This is a genomic window from Streptomyces sp. DS1-CR2, from assembly GCF_055760475.1.
This window is the reverse complement of record NZ_CM147085.1, coordinates 4,856,509-4,881,928: the sequence shown is the minus strand read 5'-3', so window position 1 is coordinate 4,881,928 and position 25,420 is coordinate 4,856,509. Positions and strand designations below refer to the sequence as shown.

Here is a 25,420-nt window from a genome sequence, read left to right as displayed (position 1 = left end):
ACAGGAAGACGGAGGCAGAGGCGATGTCATACGTCATCCGGGCCGAAGGGCTCGTCAAGCGGTACGGGGGCATGGTCGCGCTGGACGGGGTCGACCTGGAGGTGCCCGCCGGAAGCTGATCGCCGTCCTCGGGGCCGAACGGCGCCGGCAAGACCACCACCGTGCGGATCCTGTCCACGCTGATGCGGCCCGACGCCGGGCGCGCCACGGTCGGCGGGTTCGACGTGGTGAAGGAACCCGTACGGGTGCGGGGGCCGATCGGGCTCACGGGTCAGTACGCCCAGTCCAGCCTCCCCCATGTCCCGCCCCTGGCCCGTGTGCGGGAAGGCCGGTGGCGTACAGATCTGCCACGCGCCCGATCGCCCGCCCCGGGACGGGCGATTCCGTACGACTTCGGTACGCCTCTCGGGTGGCCGGGCCGTCGCGCCCGTTTCCCCCGGCGCCCGACGGCCGTTGCTGAAGGCATGATCTCCACACGACATGTTCTCGCCGCGGTCACTCTGGCCGCCGGCGCCTCGGCTCTCGCCATGCCCTCTGCCGAGGCCGCTCCCGTAGGTCCCCTCGGCAACATGAAGCCGATCAGCCTCGACGACCTCACCACCAGCGGCATTCCGGTCGAGCACAGGGCCGAGATCCCCACGGTGAACGAGCAGCTCGGCGGCCTGAACCGGCTGAACGAGCTGCACCAGGTCACCGACCTGGTGGCCCCGGTGACGGGGCTTCTGCCGTCGGTGAGCTAGCGAAGCCGGTAAGCAAAAAGCGGGGGCAACCGGAATCCGGTTGCCCCCGCTTCCATGGCTACTAGCCGTTGCTGTCGCCGTTGGCGGACAGGACCGGGATGTCGCTCAGGATGTGCGAGAGCGGCTCGTCGCCCTTGGCCTGCGTGGAGTTCTCGACACACTGCTGGTTCTGCGGGGCCGACAGGACCGGGATGTCCTGCACGGAGACCGGCACGACGCCAACCAGCGAACCGACGTTGGCCTTGGCCGGCAGGCCGACGCAGGGCTTGTTCAGCGAGCCCTGGACGAGCCCGAGCTGCGGGCTCATGCTGCCGTACGTCGAGGAGTTGCCGAACGACTGCTGGGCGTTGTTGCCGCTGTTCGACGTGGTGCCCGTGTCGTCCCCGACGGCGAGGGCCTGGGGGGCGGCGACTGCCGACATACCAGCGACGGAGACAGCGATGGCCGCGGTTGCCCACAGGTTCTTCATGGTGAATCCCTTCAATCGGCGGGCTCCGGTCACGGAGCCGCATGGTCATCAACTGAGCCGGGCTGATGCGGTTTCGCGGTGCAACCCGATTGGCCCAGCGCACTTACAGTGAGGAACAGGCCGGCGTGTTCCCGCGCACCGCCGTTTCGACCCTGATGCACGGGGGCCGGCGGGGAGGGTCCGGTCCTGGCTGAGCGTGACGAACGTCTTCTCCGCCGCCGCCTCGTCCCACTCCAGCGTCGTGCCGACGCCTTCGATGACCGGGTTGAACCCGGCGATGGGCACGACGGTGAACTCGGTCTGCGCGGCGGGCAGCCGGCTGAGGTCGCTGCTGAGACAGACGAGCTCCTCCGGCGTGAACCCCTGGTCGACCTTCGTGACACCGAGCACCTTCCGCGCCAGGCCGACCGCCCTGCCCGGATCGGCGAGGATCCCGCCGGTGGCGAGTCTGTGCATGACGCTGATCAGGAAACGGTGCCGGCGCTGGATCCGCCCCAGGTCGGCGCTTGCGTCCACATGGCGCGAGCGGACGTACTGCAAGGCCTCACCGCCCCCGAGGCGGTGCCGGCCGGGCCGGAGGTCGAGCTTGGTGGCAGAGTCGGGCAGCCGCCTTGGGGTGCAGACGTCTACCCCCTCGACCGCTTTCACGCTGTCGATGAACCGCCTGAAGTCGATCTGCGGATAGTGGTCGACCCTGAGGTTCGTCATGGCCTCCACCGTGCGGACCGAGAGAGCGGGACCGCCCTCCGCGAAGGCCGCGTTGATCTTCGCGGGGTGGGCGGGGAACTGCTCCCCGGTGCCCGGGTCCCGGTGCGCGGGGATCTGCGCCAACGAGTTCCTGAGGAGGCTGACCACGCTGGCGTGGTCACGCCGCTGCGAGACATGGATCAGCTTCAGCGAATCGGTGCAGCCGCAGGCGATGCCACCGGCGTGGAACTTCTTCTTCTCCCGGCTCGAAATGGTGTCCCGGCCATCCGTCCCCATGAGCAGAATATGTGTGCCGGGGCCCTCAGCAGGCCGGTTCACGGCGGCGCAGAACACATCGACCCGCTGAATCCTGCCCGGCAGCGCGGAAACAGAATTAGCCGCCGCGGAAACCGCCGTAGCGAGAAGTACACCCAGGGGGGCCGCGCCCAGGCGGGCATTTCTCAGACGGCTGATTCGTGAAGGGCGTTCCGTCACCTGATTCGCTCCGCACCAGAGGGACTGATCTGACGGCACCGTATGCCAGCCAAATAACTTGAACGGTGACCGCCCCGCGCGCCGCCGGGAAGTAACTCTTTCGCCCTAAAGGGAACTGTTTCGGCTTCCGAAGAAGATGGAACAGAAAGCCGGAGATCGCCCCAGAGGAAGGCGGAGAGCTGTGCCGGAGAACAAGAACCGCCAACCACCCAAGGGCTTCATTCCGCAGAGCCGGGAGTCGCCCGAATACCGAGTCGACGAACCCCTTTACGGGGCGCTGTTCGACAACTGGCGGCAGCGGGGCAGAACGCTTCCCGGGCAGCCCGACCGGGAGTGGGACGAGATCGCGGCCCGGGACATCTGGCCCCGCGACGGCCAGGGCCGTTGGGCCGCCGGACAGGCGGACGACCCAACGGAATGAGGCCGCGGATCAGTTGTTGGCCGTGCCGTTGGCCGACAGGACCGGGATGTCCTCGAGGATGTGGGAGAGCGGCTCGTCGCCCTTGGCCTGCGTGGAGTTCTCGACACACTGCTGGTTCTGCGGGGCCGACAGGACCGGGATGTCCTGCACGGAGACCGGCACGACGCCAACCAGCGAACCGACGTTGGCCTTGGCCGGCAGGCCGACGCAGGGCTTGTTCAGCGAGCCCTGGATGAGCGCCATCTGCGGGCTCATGCTGCCGTACGTGGAGGAGTTGCCGTACGTCTGCTGGGCGCCGACGCCGCTCGTGGACGTGGTGCCACTGTCGTTGCCGGTCGCCATGGCCTGGGGGGCTGCGACCGCCGAGATACCGGCGACCGAGGCGGCGACTGCGGCAGCCGCCATGACCTTCTTCATCATGATGAATTCCCTTCTCGTTGCCCCCGACTCGGGAGCCCCCTGCCCAACTCCGATTTACGCACATGGTTGTCCGGGTTCACTCTGACGGGTCCAGCCGGGCGTTGCCGAATAAATGACTATCGGCGGATCATTCTCTGCACGCGCAGCCCGACCCGTCAGAGTGAAGGGTCGCAACCATTTCCACCGGAGCCCTGTTGTCCGGGCAGCGTTAACTGGCGCCTGTGCGAAAAGGAACTCGAAATGCTTAAGAAGGCAATGGGAGCGGCCGCGGTCGCCGTTTCGGTCGTCGGCGTCTCGGCTGCCGCCGCCCCTCAGGCGCTGGCCATCGGTGACGACACGGGCACCACGTCGAACAGCGGCGTCGGTGCCCAGCAGACGTACGGCAACTCCACGACGGACGGTGCCCAGAGCCCGCAGCTCGGCGCGGTCCAGGGCTCGCTGAACAAGCCCTGCATCGGTCTGCCGGTCAAGGGCAACGTGGGCCCGCTGTTCGGTCTGCTGGTGCCGGTCGCCGTCCAGGACGTCTCGGTCCTGTCGGCACCGCAGAACCAGCAGTGCGCGGAGAACTCCACGCAGGCCAAGGGCGACGAGCCGCTCTCCCACATCGTGGACGACGTCCCGGTCCTGTCCGCGAACGGCCAAGGCAACGGCTGATCGACCCGCCCCGGGAATCCGGGCCGTCCGCCTTCCGAGGCGCGGCAGCCCGGATTCCTTTGCCTTGAGGGCCCTTCTTTAACGCGGACGGCCCAGTTCCCTTCCGCCTCACGGCTCGTTTTCACACCGAGGTAATGACCTCAGTCAGGAACGACGAGAGAAGGGTAGAGAGAGTGAATCTCAAGAAGAGCGCGACGATCGTCGCCGGCGCGGTGCTGGCCCTGGGCATGGCCGCTCCGGCGTTCGCCGACGCGGGTGCCGTGGGCACCGCGACCGGTTCGCCGGGTGTCCTGTCCGGCAACGTGGTGCAGGTCCCGATCCACATCCCGGTCAACCTGTGCGGCAACACCGTCAACGTGATCGCCGCGCTGAACCCGGCGCTCGGCAACGCCTGCGCCAACAACGACTGATTCAGCGCCGCGGCCATCGGGCCGCGGCTCCAGCCGGCCTTGAACGCGTCCCGCATTCCAAGGCCGGCTTTCATCTGCGAGCAGGAAGACAACGAGATGCGACAGGCCCTGAACTTGGGAATGGTCGCGGCTGCGGCCGCGACGAGCATTCTGTCCCTGCCGGGCTCCAGTGCGTTCGCCGCGGCGGGCGCAGACGGGCAGGCGGCGGACTCCCCCGGCATTCTGTCGGGCAACACTGTCCAGGCCCCCCTGGACGTCCCGGTGAACGCGTGCGGCAACACGGTCGACGTCGTCGCCGCACTCAATCCGGCCTTCGGCAACTCCTGTGCGGAGGACGACGGGTACGGCGGCGGCGACGCGATGTCCGGGGGCGGTGCCCACGCCGTGAGCGACGCGCAGGGGTCGCCCGGCATCCTGTCGGGCAACTCCGTACAGGCTCCGGTGGACACTCCCGTGAACGTATGCGGGAACTCCGGGAACGTGGTCGGCGCGGCCAACCCCGCGATGGGCAACCACTGTTCCTCCTCGGTGGCCACCCCGGAGGAGATCTCCGAGGTGCCTCCGCCGACCCCGGAGGAGATCTCCGAGGTGCCTCCGCCGCCCGGGCGTACCGTCGAGTCCCCGGCCCCGGCCCCGGTGCAGCCGCCGGCGACGCAGCGTCTGACTCCCCCGGACGTGAAGGCGCTCGTGCCGCAGGCCCATGTCACGGGCGGGCGCGCTCAGTTGGCGGAGACCGGGACGGATCAGGCTCTGCTGGCCGCTGCGGCGGCGAGTGCGGGGCTGCTGATCGGCGGCGCGGTCCTCTACCGGCGGGGACGTGCCGCCACCCGGTGACGTGATCGCCGCACGCCAGGCCGGGAAGAGCCAACGTTCATACTCTTCCCGGCCGGCGGACAGGGCCCTTCAACCGCTTGCTGCCAACCCACGGCGTAATCGCCGACGGCTGACGGGGAAGGCAGCCGGGCCCGTCTCGCAACCGGACCAGTCCACCACCGGGCGGCCCCCGCTGCGGAACCAATTCACCCGTTCGCCCGCACCGTCACTCCAAAGGACGCCACGAGCGCGAACGCACCCGCGGCGGTCCCGGTCACCTGTCCGACCATTCAGCGGTCGGCCGTAGCCGGCGGGTCGTGCGCCGACGTGCTGCCCGGCAGCGTGACGCCGCCCGATGGGCGCCCGCCACGCAGTCGCCGCCGGACCCCGTCCACGAGATGCGGCGCGGTGAACGACGCGCCGTGCACGAGGCGCATCGAGGGGCCGAAGTCCGCCGCCGTCATCAGGTCCGCGAAGAGAAGCCCGGCCTGCGGGACTCGAAGCCTGAGCCGACGCGGGGCGTCGCCTGCGCGTCCGCGCCGAGTCCGGCCCGCAGCGCCGGCGCGAGCATCCCCGTGCGGCCGTTGGTCGCCCGGAAGCCGGTCGCACGATGACGTGATCCGTCTCGAACGACGGCACGCCCGGACCGGACCAGGAGGTAGCAGGTGAGGACCTACCGAGGTCCGGCCCCCGCCCCGCCGCCCAGCAGCCGCGCCAGCGCGCTCACCACCCCGTCGATCTCGCGGGCGCACTCATACAGCGCGGCGTGCGGCCTGCCCCACGGGTCCGCGACCTCGTCCTCGGCCTGCGGAGCCGGGGCGGCGGCACCCCGACGTCCGGCCACGGCCGCGACCACGACGTCGAAACGTTCCACGACCTGCGGACTTTCCCCGCACGGCACACCCCAATGCGCGATCGCCGCACGTTCCCCGCCCGCTTCCCTGCCCCGCACTTCGTCGATGCCTCCCACGGCGAGACGCACGAACTCCTTCAGGGTGAAGCAGCGCCGCATCGCCAGCGGTGCGAGCCGCACGGCCGCCTCCCGGTGTTCGCGCGCGAGACCAAGGACCAGCCCCGCTCCCGCGACGAGCTGTGCGGTGAGCGGGCGGGCGACGAAGCCGGAGCCGTCACCGCCCAGCTTTTCCAGCACCGCCCTGGTGGAGCTCTCCATGCCGGGCCGGGGCCACGCCTGTGTGCCGGCGCTCTCTGGCCGCACGGCCGAGCCGGGCGGAAGCCTCGCGGCCAACAGTCGCTCGGCCAGCGCTGAGCGGTGCACATTGCCCGTGCAGACGAACAGGACCCGGGTCATTTCTCGCCTGCGGGATACGCCGCCGCGGGCGAGAGGGCCTCCTCCCGGGGATCCGACGGACGAGGAGCGGGCAGCTCGCCGTACGTCCCGTAGGCGCCGTAGCGGTCACCTCTGGGGGTCTGCGCCATGTTGAAGACGGTGCCGAGGACGCGGACGCCCACACGGTCCAGCGATTCCGCTGCAGTGTGGAACTGTTCTCGCCTGGTCTTCGCGGCGCGGACCACGAGCAGCGCACCCTGGACGAGCGAGGCGAGTCCGACAGTGTCGGCGACCGGGAGCACCGGCGCGGAGTCGACGATCACGACCTCGTAGGTGTCCGCCAGCTCGCGCAGCACGTCTTCCATGCGCGCCGAGGCGAGCAGCTCTGCGGGGTTCGGCGGTACGGCGCCGCTGGTGAGCACCGAGAGCTGGCCACCGACCTGCTGCATCACGTCCTCGATGCGGGCCTGTCCGATCAGCACCGTGGTCAGCCCGGCGTCCTGGACGAGGCCGGCGACCGTGGCCACGCAGGGACGGCGCAGGTCGCCGTCCACCAGGCAGGTGGAGACGCCTGCCTCGGCGAGCGAGAGGGCGAGGTTCACCGCGGTGTTGGTCTTGCCCTCACCGGGCAGCGAACTCGTCACCACGATGATCCGGGGCGGGTCATCGACCTGCGAGAACTGCAGGTTGATGCGCAGTTTTCGGAAGGCCTCGGCGCGCTTGGAGTGCCCATCGGCGGTGATGAGTGGCTGCCGGGGGGCGTTCCTGTCGAACGGGATGGTGCCGAGGCCCGGCAGGACGGTGAACTCGCCCAGTGCCTCGCTCGTCTTGAGCGTGGTGTCCAGGGTCTCGCGCAGGACGACCACGCCGCCACCGAGCAGCAGGCCGCCGAGCACTCCTGCGGCCAGGTTGAGCAGCGGGCGGGGCGAAACCGGTTCGACGGGGGCGACCGCCTCCTGGGTGACGCCCAGGGAGACGGGCGAGGTGCCGTCGCCCCTGTCTCTCTTTGCGGACCACTCCTGGCCGGGCGCGCGCTTGGGTGACTCCAGTCGCTCGACGACCGTGCTGAACCGCTGCGCCACGGCGTTGGCAATGGACGCCGCGCGCTCGGGCGCGGTGTCCTGAACGGTGATGTCGATGAGTACCGTGTTGAGCGGGGCCTGTGCGTTGATCCGGGACGCCAGTTCTTCAGGCGTCATACGCAGCCCAAGCTCCTTCACCACGGGCCCGGTCACCTGACGGGTGGTCACGATCTCCGCGTAGGACTGCACGCGCGCCTGCGAGAAGGTCTGCCCCTGGTTCAGCTGGGACGTGTCCTCGCCGGTACGGGTGGCGACGAAGAGCTGGGTCCTCGCCTCGTAGAGCGGGGTGCTCAAGCTCGTCGCGGCGAGCGCCGCCCCGATCGCGAGAACGAGACAGACCACGACGGTCGGCCAGCGTCTGGCAAGAGCCTTCAGGAATCCGTGGAGATCCAAGCTGCACCCCTCATGAGACCGAGAGAACCACCCGAAGAAGAAGGTTCTGTTCCCTATGTACGCAGCCGACGATAGGGACTCATGCGCTTCAACCGAGGGAGCCACCCCTGTGTCGGCCCACCAAATGACCCCGGTGACGCACACGGCCCCGTCGGGGTGACGGGGTGGGCCGTCAGAAAGCAAGCGCTACACCATCCGGTGACTTCTGGGCACCGTCACGCAAGTTGGTGCACATATATCCCATTTATTCGGTGTATCTAAGTGTTGGTATCCAGATCTTGCTCACGGCCGACGCTGCAGCTCGGCCGAACTGAAGTCGAGGAGAGTGGAGAAGATGACGACATCGCCCAGATGACGGGTTGCTCTGGCATCGGCTGCCGTGCTCGTAACCGCACCGCTGGTGGGGGCGCAAGCCGCCTACGCACAGCCCTACCAGCCCCCCTACCCCCCGAGATCGTGCCCAGCGTATCCGCCGCGGCCTCCGCACCTCACCCTCTACCGAACCCTGGTGCGCGCCGGAGAAAGGCTGGAATTCCGCGCCACGTGCTTCGCCCCCCACCAGCGGGTCGTCGCGGAACTGCACTCGCGTGACATCGTCCTGGGCAAGTTCAGGGCGGACTCACGGGGAACCGTCAAGGGCAAGGTGACCATTCCCAGGCGAACCGCGCCCGGGTACCACATCTTCGAACTGGAAGGGCACAACCCCGAGCTTGAGGCATCCGCCCGCATCAGGGTGAGGCGCGAGGAGGGCAAGCACGACGGGGACGGTAGACACGAAGGCGGGGGATACGACCACGGCAAGGGGTACGACGGGCGCGGCGACTCCGGCTCACACCACGGATCCAGCGCATCGCAGTCCGACGAGCGCCATCCGGGCCTCGCGCACACCGGCAGTGAGAGGGCCCTGGCGCTGGGCGGCGCCGCCGTGGGGCTGCTCGCAGCGGGCGGTGGCGCGATGATGGCCGTACGTCGTCGCCGCAGTTCATGACGGAGCGAAACCTCCCTACGGTGGTACCACGGCGTCCGGGCCTCGGCCGGGACGCCGTCCCCGTGCCCGGCTGCCCCCCGCAACCGGGCTCCGGGCCGCCGTCGCGCACTCAGGTACGCCCTGCTGGCCGCCGCGGCACTCCCTCTGGCCGGCGCCGCCTGGATCGGTGTCACCGGACTACTCGCCCGTTCGGAGCTGATGGCGGCCCAGCGGGACCTCGACGCGCTACGGCAGTCGATGGCACCCTTGTCGCCGCCCGGCTCCCCCGCCGGGGCGCCGCCTACCTCCTCCCTGGCCCGGGAACAGGCGGTGCGTTCCGCGGCTGCCCACGCCGCACGGGCCCATCGCCTCACCACTGGCCCGGCCTGGTACTCCGCCGCTGCCCTGCCCTTCCTCGGCGACCCGGTCAGGACCGTACGCGGCGCCGCCTACGCGGCGGACCGTCTGGCCGGCGACGTGCTGAACCCGCTGGCGCACGCCTTGCCCCAGCCCACGCCGGACGGCCACGGCGCCGGGATGTCCGAGGCCCTGACGGCGTTGCAGCGGCACGCACCGGACGTCACCCGGGCCGCGCGCGTAGCGGCCGAGGTGCGGGCCGACGTGCACGGGCTGCCCCGGTCCACCTGGCTGCCGGCTGCCGACCGGGCCCGTGCCGGGCTCGCGGAGCAGCTCGACCGCCTCGCCCCGTTGATGACTGACGCCTCTGTGGCGGCCCGCGTGCTGCCGCCCATGCTCGGCGCACAAGGGGACCGGCGTTACTTCCTCGCCTTCCAGAACCTCGCCGAGGCACGCGGCACCGGAGGCCTGCCGGGGGCCTTCGCCGTGCTGCGGGCCCAGCGGGGCCATCTGTCCTTCGAGCGGTTCGGCAACAACACCGAGATGGAAACGGCGAAGCCGGACATCGACCTCGGAGCCGAGTTCAACGCCCGCTACGCGGGCAGCGACCCCACCCATGTGTGGCCCAACTCCAACATGAGCCCGCACTTCCCCTACGCGGCCCGCATCTGGGCAGCGGCGTGGCGTGAGCACACCGGCGAGCGCGTGGACGGCGTGCTCGCCGTCGACCCCGCCACGCTGAGCCGTTTCCTGCGCGTCACCGGCCCGGTCCGCATGACAGACGGCACTGAGCTCACCGCCGACAACGTCGTGGACCTCACCGAACGGGCCAGCTACGCGATGTACGACGACATCGCCCAGCGCAAGGCGTTCTTCGTCGCCGCGGCCCGCGCCGCCGCCGGGCCCCTGATCGCCACGGCCGACGACACTCGCCGACTGCCCGCCTTGCTCGTCGCCCTGAACGACATCCAGCGGGACGGACGGCTGAAGGTGTGGAGTGCACATCCGGCGGAGCAACGCCTCCTCGAGTCGCGCCCCTACTCGGGCACGCTCCCGGACACTCCCGGCCCCTTCGCGGGGCTGGTGGTGAACAACGCGGCCGGCGGCAAGCTGGACTACTACCTCGACCGCAGCCTGACCTGGGAAGGGGGCGCCTGCTCCGGCGGCGACCGCACGGTCACCGTGACCATGACCCTGACCAACCGGGCGCCGGCCTCCGGCCTGCCCGACTACGTGACCATGAGGGGGGACTCCCCTCCCTACCGCACCCGGGCGGGTGACAACCGGCTCCTGGTGTCGTACTACGCGGGCGTCGGCGCCAACCTCACCGGCGCCACCCTGGACGGCCGCCCGGCGCAGCTCGCGCCCGCCGTCGAACGCGGCCACTCCGTGTACACGCTGGACCTGGAGCTTCCCGCCCGCACCCGCCGCACGCTGGTGCTGCACCTGCTGGAGCCGCACGCGGACCGCGCCCCGGTCCTTCTGCGGCAGTCCCTGGTGACGCCGCTGCGAGCCACACTGAAACCGGGTGGTTTCTGCCGTGTCTGAGCGCCGGCGCCGCACCGGGGCGGCCGTGCTCCTGTGTGCTGCTGCTCGCCTCGTGCGCGACGGAAGAGCGCGCCCTGGACGATCCGGCAAGCCGGGCCTCGGGTGGGCGGCAGGCCGCCGCGCACCGGGTCGAACACCTGCGGGTCAAGGTGCTCAAGACCCTTCCGCACGACCCGCAGGCCTTCACCCAGGGACTTGAGATGGTCGGCGACACGCTCTACGAAGGCACCGCCATCTCCGGCCGGTCCGGCAGGGCCTCCGGGCAAGAAACCCACAGTGCGCGCGGCACTCCCCGCGCCCTTGTCCGGTGAGGGCATCACCGTGCTCGGCCGAACCCTGTGGCAGCTCACCTGGCGGAACCGGACCGCCATCGAGCGCGACGCCAGGACGCTCGCGGAGCGGCGCCGCGTCCCGTACCCGGACGACGGCTGGGGCGTGTGCGTCCAGCGGGCCCGGCACCGGCTGGTGACCAGCGACGGCTCGTCACGGCTGACGTTCCGTAACCCCGGGACGCTCGCGAAGACGGGCCAGGTCGCCGCGACCGAAGGGGGCCGGCCAGTGTCGGAGCTGAACGAGTTGGAGTGCGTCAGCGCCGCCGTGTACGCCAACGTGCTCCTCACCAACCGGATCGTCCGCATCGATCCCGCCACCGGAGCGGTGACGGCGAGCATCGACGCCTCGGGCCTGCTGCGCGACGACGAACTCGTCCCGGAGGCCACGCTGAACGGCATCGCGGCGGTCCCCGGCACGGATCAGTTCCTGATCACCGGGAAGTTCTGGCCGAGGATGTTCCGGGTCGCGTTCGTACCGGCCGGGCGGGCGAGCCGCTCCGGCGGCTGATCCGGGGGGAGGGATCCACAGCGACGCAGATCACCGCTTGCGCGGCTACAGTGCGGCGGCAGAAGTTCTCAGACGGACTGTATAAGTCGCCGCTTGGTCATCTCCTTCGGAGCACACCGGGAATGCGGCGGAGGAGCATGTCGTGGACGTCGCCCAGGCTGCTCCTCGACTCCGTCAAGACGCCGGTCGACCCGACCAGTTCGGAGGAGCCAGAGGATGCGCCGGAGCCCGAGCCATTGAGTAGCGCTCCCTGCACAGTAGGCGAAGGCCGGTACCAATCGAGCGGTACCGGCTTTCGCCGTGATCGCGTTCTCACAACACAACGGCGCCCCTCAATGCCGGTGGAAAGGCGGCAGCAGCAGCGGCTTCCGCTGCACCGGGGAAGACGATCGACGTGGTCGTGCGGCCGGGGGCCGAGGTCCGTTCGAGGATCTCGTCCGGGTGAAGAGTGTCCTCGACGGCGGTCTTCAGGATCGCTGCCATGCGAACACTCTGCGCGTCACTCCGGCGAGGGCGGGTGCGAGGCCGAGTCCGTCGTCGCGACAAAACGCGCTCCCCGGCCGGGCCGAATGGTGGCGAGGGTGGATGGTGTGCAGGGTCAAGGCTGGTGCCATCCGTCTTGCGAACCCGAACCGGAACCAACGGCGGCGGTCAGTGCCGCAGGGCGTTGGATCCGAGGTTCTCCACGTACCAGGCGTACGTCTGGGTGAGCCCCTCTCGCAGTTCGATACGAGGCGCCCAGCCCAGCGCAGTGAGCCGCGAGAGGTCGAGGAGCTTGCGCGGGGTACCATCCGGCTGGGTCGGATCCCACTCGATACTCCCTCGGTATCCGACGACTTCCGCCACCAACTCCGCCAACTCCCGGATGGTCAGGTCCGTGCCGGTGCCGACGTTGACCGGGCCGTCCCCGTCGTAGTGGTCCAGCAGGTGCAGGCACGCCCGGGCCAGGTCGTCGACGTGCAGGAGCTCGCGCCGAGGCGATCCACTGCCCCAGTTGACCACTCTCCGCGCTCCCGATTCCTTCGCCTCGTGGAAGCGCCGGATCAGGGACGGCAGCACATGGGAGTGCTCGGGGTGGAAGTTGTCGCCGGGCCCGTACAGATTGGTCGGCATGGCGGAGATCCACGGCAGACCGTACTGTCGGCGCACAGCCTGCACCTGCAGAATTCCGACGATCTTGGCGATGGCATAGGCGTCGTTGGTCGGCTCCAGTGGGCCCGCCAGCAGTGCCTCCTCCCGGATGGGCTGATCGGCGAACTTCGGGTAGATGCAGCTGGACCCTAGGAACAGCAGCCGCTCCACTCCGTGCTCCAGGGCGGCGTCCAGCACGTTCGCCTGAATGCGGAGATTGTCAGAGAGGAAATCGGCGGGCCAGGTGGCGTTGGCCTTGATGCCGCCCACTCGTGCGGCCGCGAGTACGACGACGTCGGGCTGCGCGGCCGCAAACCAGTCGAAGACGGCCCGGCGGTCACGCAGGTCTAGCTCGGCGGAGCCGGGGCCGATGACATCGGTGAACCCTTCTCGGACCAGTTCTCTCCACACAGCCGAACCAACGAGCCCGTTCCTCCCGGCCACGAAAACACGGGAGGAGTGCTCCAAGGGGCGGTGGGCCTTCCCATCTGCTACCACTTCGAAGGCGCTCAGCGCCGAATTGGTGCGCAGTTCGCCGTATCTCTCGACTTTCGGACAGGTCGTCATGGGCTTCACTCCTTCTTCGCCGCCACTGCCTCGGGGCGCAGCCAAGCACAGATGCACTTGTGCAATGTGCTTCACAGCCCCCAAAGAGCCTCACAGCCCGCTGATCACCGGCGCGGGAGGCGCGCGCAGCAGTCTCGACCTTTCGTTCGGCCCATCGGCGAGATTCTCCGGCCAGGCTGTGGATTTACCAGCCAGCTGCTTGATCTTCCCCCTCCGGGATTCGGCATCGTGGATGTCCTGACAGATCGCTGCGACACCGCACGCTGACGACGTACGAAGGATCGCGAAATTCGGCCAGATATCGGAACGCGCTTCATGCAGACGGATGAAACCAGCGCCGGATGGAACCAGGACGGCCGACCTTGCGTTCCTCAGGAATAGGATGCCGGCATGTTGAGTCCATCCGCCAGTAGCGGACTCAAGGCAATCGTGCAGCGGTCGAGGACCTATGCGTACGCGAAGTCAGCGCAGGAAACCCCTCTCCGACTCGTCGGCGAGATTTCAGAATGCGCACGGCCATCTGCCGCGATTTTGTGGAACTAAGGGCCCTAGTAATCTATGTCGACGCCAACGTGAGGAACCGAACCACGGTTTTCCTTGCGCTTGGAGCAGAGGTATTCACTGTGGAGCCGCAGCTCCTGTGCGCCGCCAAATTGGCCAAAAGGTTCGGCACGCGCCCCAGTTTCACCCTAGTTCGGGCCGGGTTGGCGGAAAAGTCAGGTTGCGCTACACCTCTACTGGCCTCCAGTCTTCTCGCCTCGAAATCAAGTGAGTTCGTGAACCGCTCCCGCTATTCAGGGAACTCGTGGACTGGTGATGTGCTGGCGCATGATCACCACACTGGAGAGAGCGATGACGCCACGACCACCCTCCCCTCCCGCTGTGTCTCCCGACCCGACAGCCCAGCACAAGGAGTATCCGTGACGGCCAAGACAGCGCTGATCACCGGCATCACCGGACAGGACGGCTCTTACCTGGCAGAGCTGCTGCTGCAAAAGGGATACGTCGTACACGGTATCGTCCGCCGTGCCTCGACGTTCACCACGCAACGTATCAACCACCTCTACCGCGATCCGCACGATCCGGAAGCTCGACTCTTCCTGCATTACGGCGACCTGACCGACGGCACCCGGATCGCGGGACTGCTCGAGCGGCTGCAGCCCGATGAGGTCTACCACCTGGGGGCCCAGTCACATGTACGAGTGTCGTTCGACGAGCCCGAATTCACCGGCAACACCACAGGCCTGAGCACCACTCGGTTGCTTGAAGCCATTCGGGCGACGGGCTTGCCATCCCGCTTCTACCAGGCATCGAGCTCCGAGATGTTTGGCGCTACGCCGCCACCCCAAAGCGAGCACACCCCCTTCCACCCGTGTTCCCCCTACGGAGTCGCCAAGGTCTATGCCTACTGGGTGACCCGCAACTACCGTGAGGCCTACGGCATCTACGCGGTTAACGGCATTCTGTTCAATCACGAATCCCCGCGCCGGGGCCCGACATTCGTCACTCGGAAGGTTGCCATGGCCGCCGCCCGTATCAAGGTGGGTCTCCAGGGCGAGCTCTACATGGGAAATCTGGACGCTCGACGCGACTGGGGCTATGCACCGGAGTACGTTGAAGCGATGTGGCGCATGCTGCAGCAGGACCATCCCGATGACTACGTTCTCGCCACTGGCACCAGCTACAGCGTGCGCGACTTCGTCGAGCAGTGCTTCGCCCATGTAGGCCTGCACTGGCGCGATCATGTCCGCTTCGATGAGCGCTACTTGCGTCCCTCGGAGGTCGACGATCTGGTGGGCAACGCATCGAAGGCCGAGCGCGTGCTCGACTGGCGTCCGAGGGTGCTCGCCCCAGAGCTTGCGAGGCTGATGGTGGACGCAGAACTGGCGACTCTAGATGGCCTTCCCACGCCACGGAACCAGGTCGCCGTTCCAAACCTGGCATAGTGGCGGCACCAGTCGGCCGGTGCCACGTGTCACACGACGGTCCCCTGACGGCCAGGGCCGCGCCCCGACGGGCCAGGCCCTTCTCCAGCCGGGCGACCTTCTTGCGCAGCCGTTCCAGTTCGGCCTGCTCGGCCGCCTTCTTCGGACGGACCGGAGAGGTTCGCCGGTCGGTCAGGGCGTCCAGGGCGCCGGCGTCGCGGGCCTGGCGCCACTCGATCACGTGCGAGTGGTACAACCGTTCATGCGCACGCCCCGCAGGATCGCTCCCTTCTCCGCACGGTGCGCACGTACGCCCGGGCCTGGACCCCTACCTCGACTACCTACAGCAACGCTGGGATGAGGGCGGACACAGCGCCAAGATCCTTCACCAGGAACTCCTCACTGAGCGGACGGCGTTCAGCGATCAGTCCGCCGCCCTGCGCATACCTCATGAAGACGGCATACCACAGGGATCATCAGTCGTCAGCTTCGGGACGTCGTCCTTGTCGGCAATCAGTTTGCATGGCAAGCACCATCTTTCGAGGAGCCGAACGGGGGAACGGCTTCGCGAAATGAAACGAGAACGGCGGGTTACCGCTGCACCAGACCATACTCTGAAACACCAGGTCGGGCCTCGGGACGACCATCCACTCTATTGTCACCCACGCATCGCTGCCTCGAGAGGCCCCACAGCGGGCGGAGAGGACTTCATGCACCAGAAAAAGGTGAACGAAGCCGGACCCTTTGAGGTCTGCCCCGTGACAGCGAGGGCCGAAGAAGTTTCTACCAGCACGCGACAGACAGATTCGGGACTACACACCGCGTCAAGAGGCCTGCGTATCGTGCTGGTCGCGTACGCCTGCGATCCAACGCGTGGCAGTGAACCAGCCGTTGGGTGGGGTTGGGCGGAAGCGCTTGCGAGGCGGGGGCACACAGTAGAGGTGTTGACCTACGCCGGAAACGCGCAGCAAATTATGCATCAAGTAGAGGAAATGGGACCGGCGGGAAAACAGATCAAACCGCACGCCATCCCGGTACCGCCTATCCCTTCCTGGATCGCAATGCTGCCCGACTGGCTGAGCGGCATGGTCACAGAATTCCGGCGCTACGACGGCTGGCAGCGCCGGGCCTTGGCTTACGCCCGCAGCCAGGGACTCGATGGGGCCGACCTCGTGCACCACGTCTCCTATGGTTCCCTGCAAGGCGGGTGTGCATTGCAGCGCTTGGGCCCGCCCTTGGTGTTCGGCCCGGTCGGCGGTGGCCAGACAGCACCGCACAGTCACCGACGTTACTTGGGCAACGCATATTTCCAGGAATCCCTGCGGTCCTTGCGGATTCGCTGTCTCGGCCACCTGCCGCTGTGCCGTGCGACGCTCCGCGAGGCAGCGGCAGTGCTGGTCACCAACCGAGACACAGAACGAGCGGCTCGTCGCCTGGGCCGTACGGATACCAGTCTGATGCTTGCCGACGGCATCCACGAATCGTTGCTCCGAGAATCGGCGGAGGAGGAGTGGGCCCGCCCCGCCCGGCCTCCCACCGTTCTGTGGGTGGGCAGTTTGACCGCGATCAAAGCCCCCGAGCTAGCGTTGCGGACGATCGCGCACCTGCGGTCAGAAAACCCCGATGTGCGCCTCGTGATCCTCGGCGACGGGCCTCTGCGGCATGCCCTGGAAAAACTCGCGCTGGACCTGGGAGTAAATGAATCCGTCGAATTCCGTGGCCGATTGCCCTGGAACCAAGTTTTCACGGTCTACGATGATGCCGACGCGTTTCTGATGACGAGCCTGCGAGACTCCTCCAGCATGCAGTCATTGGAGGCATGCGCCAGAGGCGTACCTGTGGTACATCTTGGCCACCACGGCATCGGTGATTTCTCCGCACCAGGTGGAGCAGTCTCCGTGCCCCTCGGCAGCCCAGCCGATCTACCACAGCGTCTCGCGTCCGCGCTCAGTGGTGTGCTCAGTGACGAACAAGCACGCCGCTGTATGGGACGCGCAGCGCTTGCGTGGGCTCGGAAACATACATGGGCGGCGAAAGCGGAGATCGCCGAAAAGCTCTACTACGCCATCCTTCCCACCGACAGACCATCTGCTACCGCTTTGTCTGTTGATCGCCCCGAACGAGGCGGAGCAGCGGCTCCCGTCCCCTCAATGCTCAACTGACAACGCGGGCCTGATGCGTGCTCGCTGCGCGATATGTCGGGGGCGGGCAGGGGTCGTTGAACTTCGAAGGGCGCGACCGTTCATGATCACTTTGATAACACTCAGCGTGATCACGAAGGCCGCGCCCGTGTGTCATGCAGCCCGAACCTGCCTGCTTCGCGCCAACTCGCCGATCAACTCGGCTTCGCTCCAGACGAGTTGTGTGCTGCGCAGCGACTCCCGCCGCTACTGGAAGCGGTCCGCGACGTGCCCGACCCGCATGCACCGCACCTGGTCACTCACGCCTGGCCGATACTGCTCGGCCTGGTCGGCTGCGCCCTGCTGTGCAGGGGCCGCTCGGTGCGCAGAGTAATCCGCTGGGCCCACGGCCAGGGGGCCGGTGCCCTGACGGCGCTGGAAGTGCCCGGCGGCGATCCGGGCCGCCTGCCAGTGACCACCGCCTTGACCCGCGCACTGGCCCGTGCGGCCGACGACGCGCTGGACGCCGCGGTCGGGCGTTTCATGAAGGCACATGCGGCCGACCCGCGGGCCGGAATCGCCGGCGAGGTGCCGGTGCTGCAACTGGCGGCGGACGGCAAGACGTGCGCGGTGCCCGCGACGCCGACGGGCACCAGCTGCATCTGCTGGGCGTCTACCTCACCGACCCCGGCGTGATGCTCGCCCAGGGGGAGTTGCGCCGCAAGCCCGCGAAACCCTGCGCGTCGCCCCGGCCCTGGACCTGGTCACCGATATCTCCGGCGTGATCGTCACCGCGGACACCCTGCACACCGTCGCCGCCCACCGACGCGGCGCTTTCAGTCTCTTCCCGGTCAAGGAGAACCGGCCCACGCTCTTCACTCAGCTGGATGCGCTCGACGGGAACGAACACACCAACGACGCGATCACCGTGCACCGCACCAAGGAGGCCAACAGCGGGACCCACGAGATCCATACCGTGTGCGTGCAGCCCCTCACCGAAGGCCAGGTCCGCTTTCCGCACGCCACGCAGGCCCTGCTCATCGAGCGGTACACCACCGGCAGAGGCGACGGGAAAACCCACGCCGTCGCCGAATTTGCCGTCACCACCGCACTTGACGCAGCCCACGCGGCCACCCTCGCCCGCTGCGTTCGCGGTCAGTGATCCATCGAGGCCCAGCACGTCGTCCGTGACGTGACCTTCGCCGAGGACGCCAGCAGGGCCCGTACCGGCAGCCTCCCCAGGACCCTGGCCACCTTCTGCAGCCTCGCGATCAGCCTCGCCCACCTCGCCGGATGGACCAACCACGCAGCCGCTCACGACCACTACCGCAACCACCCCCGCCGACGCCCTGCGCGAACTCGGTCTCACCACCTGAGCACGCATCATGCCTGTGCCCGTGGGACCGCAGGGGGAACGCGAATCTGACAGGCGTGCTCGAAGGCAACAGTGCGTGGCCCCGCTGCGGTCCCGGCGCCAGACTGGCCTACGGGCTCAACGTCCCAACGAGACATCCGGGCCGGCGGGCAGGCACCGCGATCATGTTTTCTCGCCAGCAAGGCGTACCCAAAAGGGATCAGGGGGACTGACCTACAACTTCACCCCGCCCATGCTTCCAGAACCCCCGATTACGGGGAACGCGGGTCAATGATTCCAGGAACGGCGGAGGGCCGCTCAAACGCAAAACGTCGCCCCTATGAGGCCTGCATAGGAGACGAATCCATCCACTCAGGGATGAGGAGGCACCCGCTCGTGAAGAGGCGCCATGCCTGTAGTCAATGACGCACGACGGGCTCGGAAGAGGCAACGGAACACCGTGGCACCCCACCCGTTCACGTAGGCCAGATCCTCGGCTCCCAGGGCCACAGTCGAGGACCTGAACACTGCCGTACCGCCGATGATGCGAACAACGCCCCGGGCCGCCCTCACTGAACGCCGTGCGAATAGGCGAAGGCCCCACCTTTCCTCAAGTGCCCGCTGTGCCCAGGCACTTGCGGCACCGCGACGATAACCACGCTTCATCAGTCCTCTGAGCGTGAGCCGGTCCGGGTCCTGAGTCTCCACGACCCAAGCCGCACCGATCCACACGATGCAGGCTCCGACGCGGGCCACCTTGGAGAAGAACACCGTGTCCTCTCCCCCGGACAGGTCGAAGTCCTCTTCGAAGCGCAGCCCCGTTTCCCGTAGCGCCGCCATGCGCAGCAGGGTATTGCCCGACCCGGCCACACCCCGGCACAGAGGACCGTCGGGCCTCGGGCATGCGCGGCGCAGTGTCTTGCCGCCTGCCACCCAGCGCGGAGAGCCCGGCGGAACCACCGCACGGACAGGCCCCCAGACAACGTCGGCACCGTACCGGTCCGCACCTTCGAGCAGGGCCTGCAACCAGCCCTGGAGAGGAATTTCGTCGTCATCGATGAAAATAAGGGCGTCATATTCGGCGGCCATGTCGAGGGCGGCGTTGCGCACCTGGGAGTACCCGCGGCGGAACACGCGTCGGCAGTGGGCGTCATGGACGGCCGCGATGTGGGTTCCGACAGAGCCGTCGGCCGAGTTGTCCAAGAGCACGATCTCGACCGCATATCCCAGAGGACATACCTCGGCCGCCTGCCTGGACAACTCGGTCAGCAGCGGGTTCAGTGGGCGCCGTCCCAGAGTCGGCACGGCGATCAGGACACTGTGCATACGACGGCTCCGGGGCGCATGCCGAGTAGAACTGTATTGCCACTTCTCAGAGCTCGCATACAGGGATGGTGCAGCCATCGCCCTGGACGACGAACCGGACACGCCGACCTCCCGGAATTTGGCAGATAAACCTGCATTTAACCTCGAAGTTTCGTGACGGTCCGCCGACGGAGTCGGTGGACCGTTTTCGTGCCGTCGGCTGAGGCTGTGCATACCCAGGACCCGAGTGTCGTCTCGGGGTGGCGCCGGGTTCCACTGCTCCGGGTGTTGAGCTGCTGTCGTAGGGACGGGAATCCGTTGGTCAGCCGGGGTTCGGCAGGAGTGCGAGCCGTTCGAGGGCTGTGGTGATGTGGCTGGTCCAGGGCCAGTGCCGGGCCAGGCGGAGGATTCGCCGACGGCCGGTGGTCACGAGCTGTCCGGCCGCGGTGAACAGGCGGAGCCGCAGTCGGCGGGGCTCCCAGCACCTGGCCTTGCCCGTCAGTGCGAGCATCGGCATCCAGGCCAGCAGGTCCAGTGCGATCTGCACGATCTCCAGCCAGATCCGGTTCTGGGCCGTGCGGTGCAGAGGGAGATTGCGCAGGCCGGTGGCCCGGGCGGCGCGGATGCGGTCCTCGGCCCGGGCCCGCAGCCGGTGACGGAGCTCGAGCTCGGCGATCGGCCGGCCCGAGGTGTTGGTGGCGAAACAGGTCAGCCGCATGCCGTCCGCATCCGTGAGCCGCAACTGAGCACCGGGGTGCGGTCGTTCCTTCCTGACGATCAGCCGCATGCCCTCCGGCCAGCCGTCCAGAACGTTGCTGGTGAGTTCAGCGACCCAGGCGCCGTCACGGATCCCGCCCTCGGCCTCGACGGCCGCCGTCCAGGCCGATGCCGGAACCTTCAGCACATGCTGGTGGATCGCCTCGGTGATCACCATGCCGACCGAGTAGGACAGCCACCGTCCCCGCTGAGCGAGCCAGGCGACGAAGTCGTGGGTGCCGCCCGCGGAGTCGGTGCGGATCAACGTCCGGCGCCCGCGCCGGTACTTCTTCGGCAGCTGGGCCAAGGCCAGTCGGGCGGCGGTGATGTGGTCGGCGGCCGTGTTCGATCCCGCGTTGCCCGGCCTGAGCAGGGCCGCCACGGGCTCACCGGTGCCGCCCGGTCCGTGGTCGACGAACCCCATCAGCGGGTGGTGGCCATAGGTTCGCTTCCACGTGGGCGCGGCGTCCTCCTTGTCCGAGTGCGCGATCACCAGCACCCCGTCGAGGTCGACGGTCACCGTCCCGCCCGCATCAGGCGCTTCCCGGTCGGCCAACCGCCAGACATGTCGGCGGACTTCAGCCCGCGCGGCACGGATGGCCCGCAGGGCCTTCTCCCCGGAGGCTGCAAGGGTGTCTATGAGGCGGGAGACCGTCGGGTCGGAGGCCACCGGCCCGAACACGGCCGGCTCGGCCCGCAGCATGGCGACATCCGCGAGGCAGTCGCCGCCCAGCGCGACCGCCAGGGCCACGTCCAGCAGGATCTTGCCCGGGTCGTGCACCGCCCGAGTCTTCCGCCACGGCGTCAGCGCCGCTGATATCGCGGTGTCCAGGCCGGCCTTGCGGACGGTCTCGACCAGCAGCACGCCCCCAGCCTGCGAGACCACCGCCCGGCCGCCGCCCTCGATGCGGACACGCGGGTACGACCCGATACGCTTCTTCACCTGGAGAGTGCTTCTTTCCCTGCAGCCAACAGGACCCTAGACAAGTCCCATCGTTGCAGGTCAGGAGCACTCTCCGCTTATTTGATCAAGCCTCGGACACTCCACCTCGTGAAAGCGCGAGGTTAATTTCCAAGGTCCTCCATGAGACCGACCCGGGCCGCACTCACGTCGTGCCGCTACCGGGCGTCGGCCCCCTGCTCTGGTTACCCTCGTTCCGGGCTGACTTGGCGTCGTCCATCTGTTGGTCCCCTCCGAGTGCGACATTCTCTAATGCGGCGCCACCCAGGAAGGGAGACTCCATTGGTCTCACTGGCGCGGCGGTCGGCGCCTCTCCGGAGGGAAGCCGGCCTCGGGGCTTCTCCATTGCTGCGTGCGTCCCTTCCCTCTCTGTTGGCGAGGGCCGCCGCATTGCCCGTTTCGGGTTTCTGCGCCCTCTATTCGGGCCATACCATCGTGGGTACGCTGGGGGTTTCCGACTATGCTTTGTTCGCCCTCATCGTGACATTGCCCGCACTCCTTCCCATCGGAGACCTAGGCGTCGGCGCAGCACTCATCGACGCGGTTGAGGCCGACTGTGGAAGATCAGGCGACCGCGGACGTATCGAACGCACCATCGCCTCGGGAGCCCGGTTTCTGATGTGCGCGGGCATACTGATCGCTGCCGGGGGCCTGGCGCTGATCGGCACCGGAGCGCAGGCCACCCTGCTGGGGGCCACCTCGGCCCCTGATGCCAGGGCATGCGTCGCCGCGGCAGCCGTGCTGATCGGCTGCAGCATGCCGCTGGCTCTGGGTAGCGCTTCCCTCATCGCCCTCCGGCGCGCCTACGTGGCCGCGCTCCTGCAGGCGGGCGGCAACCTCCTGGCTCTGGGCCTCGTCCTGCTCTCCGCCGCCCGGGGTGCCCCCACGTACTGCTTCGTCATGGCAGCATTCCTCGGGCAGTGCATGGCCGGTCTCGCCGGGCTCATCATCGCTGGGCGGATCCTTCGGATGCCGGTGCTGCGCATCGTCGTGACCAGCCTCCGACCAGGGTGGGTTGGCACACGGATCGTCCATCTGGCCGGTCCGGTGATGCTGATCAACGCGACCACGGCCTGCGCCTACGGCACCGACCGGCTCATCCTCAGCCATGCGGCCGACGCGACCGCCGTCGCGGTCTACTCCGCGGGAGCCCAGCTGTACACGCCTGCCTGGGCGCTGGTCAACGCCGCAGCGGTGCCACTGTGGAACCTGTTCGTACGGCAGCGACGCGACAGCATCATGGTGCCGAAGGCTGAACTGGCGAGACTGTCCTTCTGGTTCGGCTCAGGTGCTCTGCTGGTCGGCGTCGGCCTGGTGACCGTGGGCCCCTCCGTGACGGGCTGGATGACCCATGGAGGCGCAGGTGCGAGCGGTGGTCTGATGGCGGCGTTCGCCGCACTGCTCCTGGCACACGCCATCGTCAGCCCGGTGACCATGTGGCTGACCCAGCCTGCTGCCCTGCGCTTCCTGGCCGTCCGGTACGTGTTCATGGCCCTCGCCAGCCTGGCCCTCTCGGTTCCCCTGGCCTGGGCAGTCGGCCCGGCCGGCCCGGTGGTCGCGTCCGTTGCTTCGCACACGGTCTGCATCACCATCCCGTGTTTCCGCAAGGTATTCCGCAGTGCGTGACGCAATTGCGTCACCCAACAGCGGGTGCACCCGGGGTGCGCTCCCCCTTGCCATCGCCCCCTCCCACCTTCCAGCAGTCCCGCACACCCACGATTCCAGGAGCCCGCGTGATTCCTCCCATTCCTGCTCGAGGACGTCTTCTCCTGCACTCGTACGTGCGCTACGGGCGGGGCGCGGTCGGACCACACCACCCTGTCGCGCAGTGGCTGAACAGAAAGACGGTGAAGCTGCTCAACAGGGACTTCCGAGAGCGTCCTGTCACGGGCACCGCCCGGACCCGTTTCGGCGCGGTCTTCGCCGTCGACACCCATGACGTTATCCAGAGGTACCTGTATCTGTTCGGTGTGTGGGAGCCGCACTTGACGCACTGGATGCAGGCACGGCTGAGGCCCGGAGACGCCTTCATCGACGTCGGCGCCAACATCGGCTACTTCAGCGTACTCGCCTCGCGCCAGGTCGGCTCCCGCGGTCGGGTCGTATCCATCGAAGCTTCCCCCCGCTTCCACGAGGTCCTGACGGAGAACCTGCTTGCTAACGAGTGCACCAACGTCCGCAGCGTGAACACCGCTGCCTCAGACACCGCCAAGCTCCTCACCTTCTATCTGGAGGACGCCAGCAACCTCGGAGCGACGACCGTCGTCCGCCCGGCCAGGGCCGCTCAGCTGACCTTCGACATGTCCGCGCAGCCCCTGCCGGAGATCCTCACCGAGGAAGAACTGCGCGGAGCGAGGCTCATCAAGATCGATGTAGAGGGAGCCGAGGCCGCGGTCGTCCGCGGACTCACCCCCGTGCTGGACCGGCTGCGGCCCGACGCGGAGCTGGTTATCGAGGTGGGCCCGGAACGACTGGCCAAACAGGGCGATTCGGTGCGCAACGTCATCGACCCGCTGCTGCAGCGCGGCTTCCACCTCTACCGCCTCGACAACCACTACGACCCCAGTAGCTATCCACAGGCCCTGGGCGCTCCCGTGCTGCCCGCCCGCTGGCGGCGGCCTGTCATGGAGAACTGTGACCTCGTCTTCTCCCGCATCGACGCCGAGAGGCTGTCCTAGCGGTGGTTTGCTAGAGGGCGGTATGTGAGCTTATATCTGTTCTGCCGTCGCCTGAACGTGTGGCGTCGCGGGCCCGTGGCCGGTCGCTGGCCCGGGGCCGTGCTGAAGTGGTTGCGTGAGCACCGCAAGCCCTACAAGAGCGACTTGTCCGATGAACGGTGGGCATTGATCGAACCGGTGATCACGGCGTGGAAGACCCGGTACCCTGCCAGCCTATGTCGGAGAAGTCATCGTCGACTATCGTCCGGGATCCTGCGGGGCGCCCGGGTGGCGACCTTGGGGCGGTAGAGGCCGCTCCGCTCGGCGCGATAAGGATCCATCGGGTTGTGGTGAACGTGGGCCCGTCCACCCCGGCGGTTGATGATCGGCCCGGAGCCCGCGTCACGGTGGAAGTCGTAGAAGCTCCGCAGCACGTTCTCTCTGCGCACGCGCGTCGTCGGCGCGTACTTCCTGCCCGACGACCGCTTGCCCGTCACTGGATTGGCCGCTCCCGGGACCCGATCGGCAGCGGGCGACGTGCTCGCGGCCGCGTCCCGGTCTTGGTGCCGCCAGTGGACCCGGTCCAGCTTGTCGGCGATCTGCATCCAGCGGCAGAAGTCGCGGGCCTCGATGCGAGTGACCTGGTCCCACCTGACCTTCGCCGCCCACAGGAAACGGAACCAGCGCAGCAACGCCAGCGCGTACGACCGCTGTGGCGTCTCCGGTCGGCCGATCGCCTGCAGATCCTTCAGGTGCTCGGCGACCGAGGCGACGACCACACCGCCTGGGCCGAGTAATCGGTACGGCTCCCAGGGATCGCCCGTCTCCTCCACCGAGCCCACCATCGGAACCGTTAGCACCGCGAGGTCCCGGGGCTCCCTTCCGTCCCATCCAGCCATGGTCAGGGACCGTAGACCCGCAGACACACACATATCCCCTGAACTGCACAAATTCCCCGGGTAGTTCAGTCAACAGGTAGATCACTGCGAGCCGCTGCAGGTGACGGTCGTCGATCTTGCTGCCGGGCCGCTCCCACGGCATCACCGAGGTCATCGTCGGT

The 25,420-nt window shown here is 68.1% G+C and carries 25 protein-coding genes and 1 pseudogene; 15 read left to right on the top strand and 11 right to left on the bottom strand.

The window, feature by feature from the left end:
* Positions 1 to 23 precede the first annotated feature (23 nt).
* Positions 24 to 281, top strand: a pseudogene (locus ACY0PA_RS23430) (ATP-binding cassette domain-containing protein); the annotation flags it as partial.
* Between the two features lie 520 nt (positions 282 to 801).
* Here ACY0PA_RS23430 and ACY0PA_RS23425 read toward each other — a convergent pair.
* Positions 802 to 1,209 (bottom strand): rodlin, encoded by a 408-nt coding sequence (locus ACY0PA_RS23425; protein WP_473079669.1) that lies wholly within the window; start codon positions 1,207 to 1,209, stop codon positions 802 to 804.
* A 48-nt stretch (positions 1,210 to 1,257) separates the two neighbouring features.
* Positions 1,258 to 2,391: an LCP family protein gene (locus tag ACY0PA_RS23420; RefSeq protein WP_473079668.1), complete on the bottom strand. Its 1,134-nt coding sequence runs from the start codon at positions 2,389 to 2,391 to the stop codon at positions 1,258 to 1,260.
* A gap of 181 nt (positions 2,392 to 2,572) precedes the next feature.
* On the opposite strand from ACY0PA_RS23420, the gene ACY0PA_RS23415 reads away from it, so the two are divergent.
* The gene (locus ACY0PA_RS23415) at positions 2,573 to 2,812 is read left to right on the top strand and encodes a hypothetical protein (protein ID WP_473079667.1); all 240 of its coding nucleotides are present in this window, start codon (positions 2,573 to 2,575) and stop codon (positions 2,810 to 2,812) included.
* A gap of 9 nt (positions 2,813 to 2,821) precedes the next feature.
* Here the strand turns inward: ACY0PA_RS23415 and ACY0PA_RS23410 are convergent, their stop codons facing one another.
* Positions 2,822 to 3,232, bottom strand: a complete 411-nt coding sequence (locus ACY0PA_RS23410; protein WP_473079666.1) for a rodlin — start codon at positions 3,230 to 3,232, stop codon at positions 2,822 to 2,824.
* A 240-nt stretch (positions 3,233 to 3,472) separates the two neighbouring features.
* Here ACY0PA_RS23410 and ACY0PA_RS23405 point away from each other — a divergent pair, with 240 nt between their 5' ends.
* The 3 genes from ACY0PA_RS23405 (at position 3,473) to ACY0PA_RS23395 (ending at position 5,130) form a co-directional block, all read left to right on the top strand.
* Entirely contained in the window at positions 3,473 to 3,886 is a 414-nt protein-coding gene (locus tag ACY0PA_RS23405; protein ID WP_473079665.1) for a rodlin, read from the top strand.
* A 227-nt stretch (positions 3,887 to 4,113) separates the two neighbouring features.
* A complete protein-coding gene (locus ACY0PA_RS23400; protein ID WP_473086401.1) occupies positions 4,114 to 4,296 on the top strand; it encodes a chaplin in 183 nt (60 codons plus the stop codon).
* Between the two features lie 96 nt (positions 4,297 to 4,392).
* Positions 4,393 to 5,130, top strand: coding sequence for a chaplin (locus ACY0PA_RS23395; RefSeq protein WP_473079664.1), 738 nt, complete (start codon positions 4,393 to 4,395; stop codon positions 5,128 to 5,130).
* A gap of 269 nt (positions 5,131 to 5,399) precedes the next feature.
* Here the strand turns inward: ACY0PA_RS23395 and ACY0PA_RS23390 are convergent, their stop codons facing one another.
* The 3 genes from ACY0PA_RS23390 to ACY0PA_RS23380 form a co-directional block, all read right to left on the bottom strand.
* The gene (locus ACY0PA_RS23390) at positions 5,400 to 5,573 is read right to left on the bottom strand and encodes a hypothetical protein (protein ID WP_473079663.1); all 174 of its coding nucleotides are present in this window, start codon (positions 5,571 to 5,573) and stop codon (positions 5,400 to 5,402) included.
* Positions 5,574 to 5,782: 209 nt separating this feature from the next.
* On the bottom strand, positions 5,783 to 6,418 hold the full coding sequence (locus ACY0PA_RS23385) for an arsenate reductase/protein-tyrosine-phosphatase family protein (RefSeq protein WP_473079662.1): 636 nt from the start codon (positions 6,416 to 6,418) through the stop codon (positions 5,783 to 5,785).
* Positions 6,415 to 7,872: a tyrosine-protein kinase domain-containing protein gene (locus tag ACY0PA_RS23380; RefSeq protein ID WP_473079661.1), complete on the bottom strand. Its 1,458-nt coding sequence runs from the start codon at positions 7,870 to 7,872 to the stop codon at positions 6,415 to 6,417. The genes ACY0PA_RS23385 and ACY0PA_RS23380 overlap by 4 nt, the downstream gene beginning before the upstream one ends.
* A 508-nt stretch (positions 7,873 to 8,380) precedes the next feature.
* On the opposite strand from ACY0PA_RS23380, the gene ACY0PA_RS23375 reads away from it, so the two are divergent.
* The 4 genes from ACY0PA_RS23375 to ACY0PA_RS23360 all read left to right on the top strand — a co-directional run bounded on the left by ACY0PA_RS23375 (position 8,381) and on the right by ACY0PA_RS23360 (position 11,584).
* On the top strand, positions 8,381 to 8,860 hold the full coding sequence (locus tag ACY0PA_RS23375) for a hypothetical protein (RefSeq protein ID WP_473079660.1): 480 nt from the start codon (positions 8,381 to 8,383) through the stop codon (positions 8,858 to 8,860).
* 198 nt (positions 8,861 to 9,058) lie between these two features.
* A complete protein-coding gene (locus ACY0PA_RS23370; protein WP_473079659.1) occupies positions 9,059 to 10,744 on the top strand; it encodes a DUF4012 domain-containing protein in 1,686 nt (561 codons plus the stop codon).
* 35 nt (positions 10,745 to 10,779) lie between these two features.
* Positions 10,780 to 11,055 (top strand): glutaminyl-peptide cyclotransferase, encoded by a 276-nt coding sequence (locus tag ACY0PA_RS23365; protein ID WP_473079658.1) that lies wholly within the window; start codon positions 10,780 to 10,782, stop codon positions 11,053 to 11,055.
* Positions 11,021 to 11,584: a glutaminyl-peptide cyclotransferase gene (locus ACY0PA_RS23360; RefSeq protein ID WP_473079657.1), complete on the top strand. Its 564-nt coding sequence runs from the start codon at positions 11,021 to 11,023 to the stop codon at positions 11,582 to 11,584. Before ACY0PA_RS23365 ends, ACY0PA_RS23360 begins: the two co-directional genes overlap by 35 nt.
* Before the next feature lie 312 nt (positions 11,585 to 11,896).
* On the opposite strand, the gene ACY0PA_RS23355 is transcribed toward ACY0PA_RS23360, so the two are convergent.
* A complete protein-coding gene (locus ACY0PA_RS23355; protein ID WP_473079656.1) occupies positions 11,897 to 12,067 on the bottom strand; it encodes a hypothetical protein in 171 nt (56 codons plus the stop codon).
* Between the two features lie 168 nt (positions 12,068 to 12,235).
* Positions 12,236 to 13,282 carry a GDP-L-fucose synthase family protein gene (locus ACY0PA_RS23350; protein ID WP_473079655.1) on the bottom strand — a complete coding sequence of 349 codons (1,047 nt, stop codon included), beginning with the start codon at positions 13,280 to 13,282 and terminating at the stop codon, positions 12,236 to 12,238.
* A gap of 920 nt (positions 13,283 to 14,202) precedes the next feature.
* Between ACY0PA_RS23350 and gmd the strand changes: the two genes are divergently transcribed.
* From gmd to ACY0PA_RS23330, 4 genes are all read left to right on the top strand, one after another.
* Positions 14,203 to 15,228, top strand: coding sequence for a GDP-mannose 4,6-dehydratase (gmd, locus tag ACY0PA_RS23345; RefSeq protein ID WP_473079654.1), 1,026 nt, complete (start codon positions 14,203 to 14,205; stop codon positions 15,226 to 15,228).
* Between the two features lie 551 nt (positions 15,229 to 15,779).
* Positions 15,780 to 17,369 carry a glycosyltransferase family 4 protein gene (locus tag ACY0PA_RS23340; protein ID WP_473079653.1) on the top strand — a complete coding sequence of 530 codons (1,590 nt, stop codon included), beginning with the start codon at positions 15,780 to 15,782 and terminating at the stop codon, positions 17,367 to 17,369.
* Between the two features lie 129 nt (positions 17,370 to 17,498).
* A complete protein-coding gene (locus ACY0PA_RS23335; RefSeq protein ID WP_473079652.1) occupies positions 17,499 to 18,023 on the top strand; it encodes a transposase family protein in 525 nt (174 codons plus the stop codon).
* Between the two features lie 85 nt (positions 18,024 to 18,108).
* Positions 18,109 to 18,489: an ISAs1 family transposase gene (locus ACY0PA_RS23330; protein WP_473079651.1), complete on the top strand. Its 381-nt coding sequence runs from the start codon at positions 18,109 to 18,111 to the stop codon at positions 18,487 to 18,489.
* A gap of 564 nt (positions 18,490 to 19,053) precedes the next feature.
* Here the strand turns inward: ACY0PA_RS23330 and ACY0PA_RS23325 are convergent.
* The gene (locus tag ACY0PA_RS23325) at positions 19,054 to 20,007 is read right to left on the bottom strand and encodes a glycosyltransferase (RefSeq protein WP_473079650.1); all 954 of its coding nucleotides are present in this window, start codon (positions 20,005 to 20,007) and stop codon (positions 19,054 to 19,056) included.
* A gap of 301 nt (positions 20,008 to 20,308) precedes the next feature.
* A complete protein-coding gene (locus tag ACY0PA_RS23320; protein ID WP_473079639.1) occupies positions 20,309 to 21,685 on the bottom strand; it encodes an IS1380 family transposase in 1,377 nt (458 codons plus the stop codon).
* 390 nt (positions 21,686 to 22,075) lie between these two features.
* Between ACY0PA_RS23320 and ACY0PA_RS23315 the strand changes: the two genes are divergently transcribed.
* Positions 22,076 to 23,329, top strand: a complete 1,254-nt coding sequence (locus ACY0PA_RS23315; RefSeq protein WP_473079649.1) for a polysaccharide biosynthesis protein — start codon at positions 22,076 to 22,078, stop codon at positions 23,327 to 23,329.
* Positions 23,330 to 23,436: 107 nt separating this feature from the next.
* Positions 23,437 to 24,381 carry an FkbM family methyltransferase gene (locus ACY0PA_RS23310; RefSeq protein ID WP_473079648.1) on the top strand — a complete coding sequence of 315 codons (945 nt, stop codon included), beginning with the start codon at positions 23,437 to 23,439 and terminating at the stop codon, positions 24,379 to 24,381.
* 227 nt (positions 24,382 to 24,608) lie between these two features.
* Here ACY0PA_RS23310 and ACY0PA_RS23305 read toward each other — a convergent pair whose 3' ends face one another.
* Positions 24,609 to 25,259 carry a hypothetical protein gene (locus ACY0PA_RS23305; RefSeq protein ID WP_473079647.1) on the bottom strand — a complete coding sequence of 217 codons (651 nt, stop codon included), beginning with the start codon at positions 25,257 to 25,259 and terminating at the stop codon, positions 24,609 to 24,611.
* Between the last annotated feature and the right edge of the window lie 161 nt (positions 25,260 to 25,420).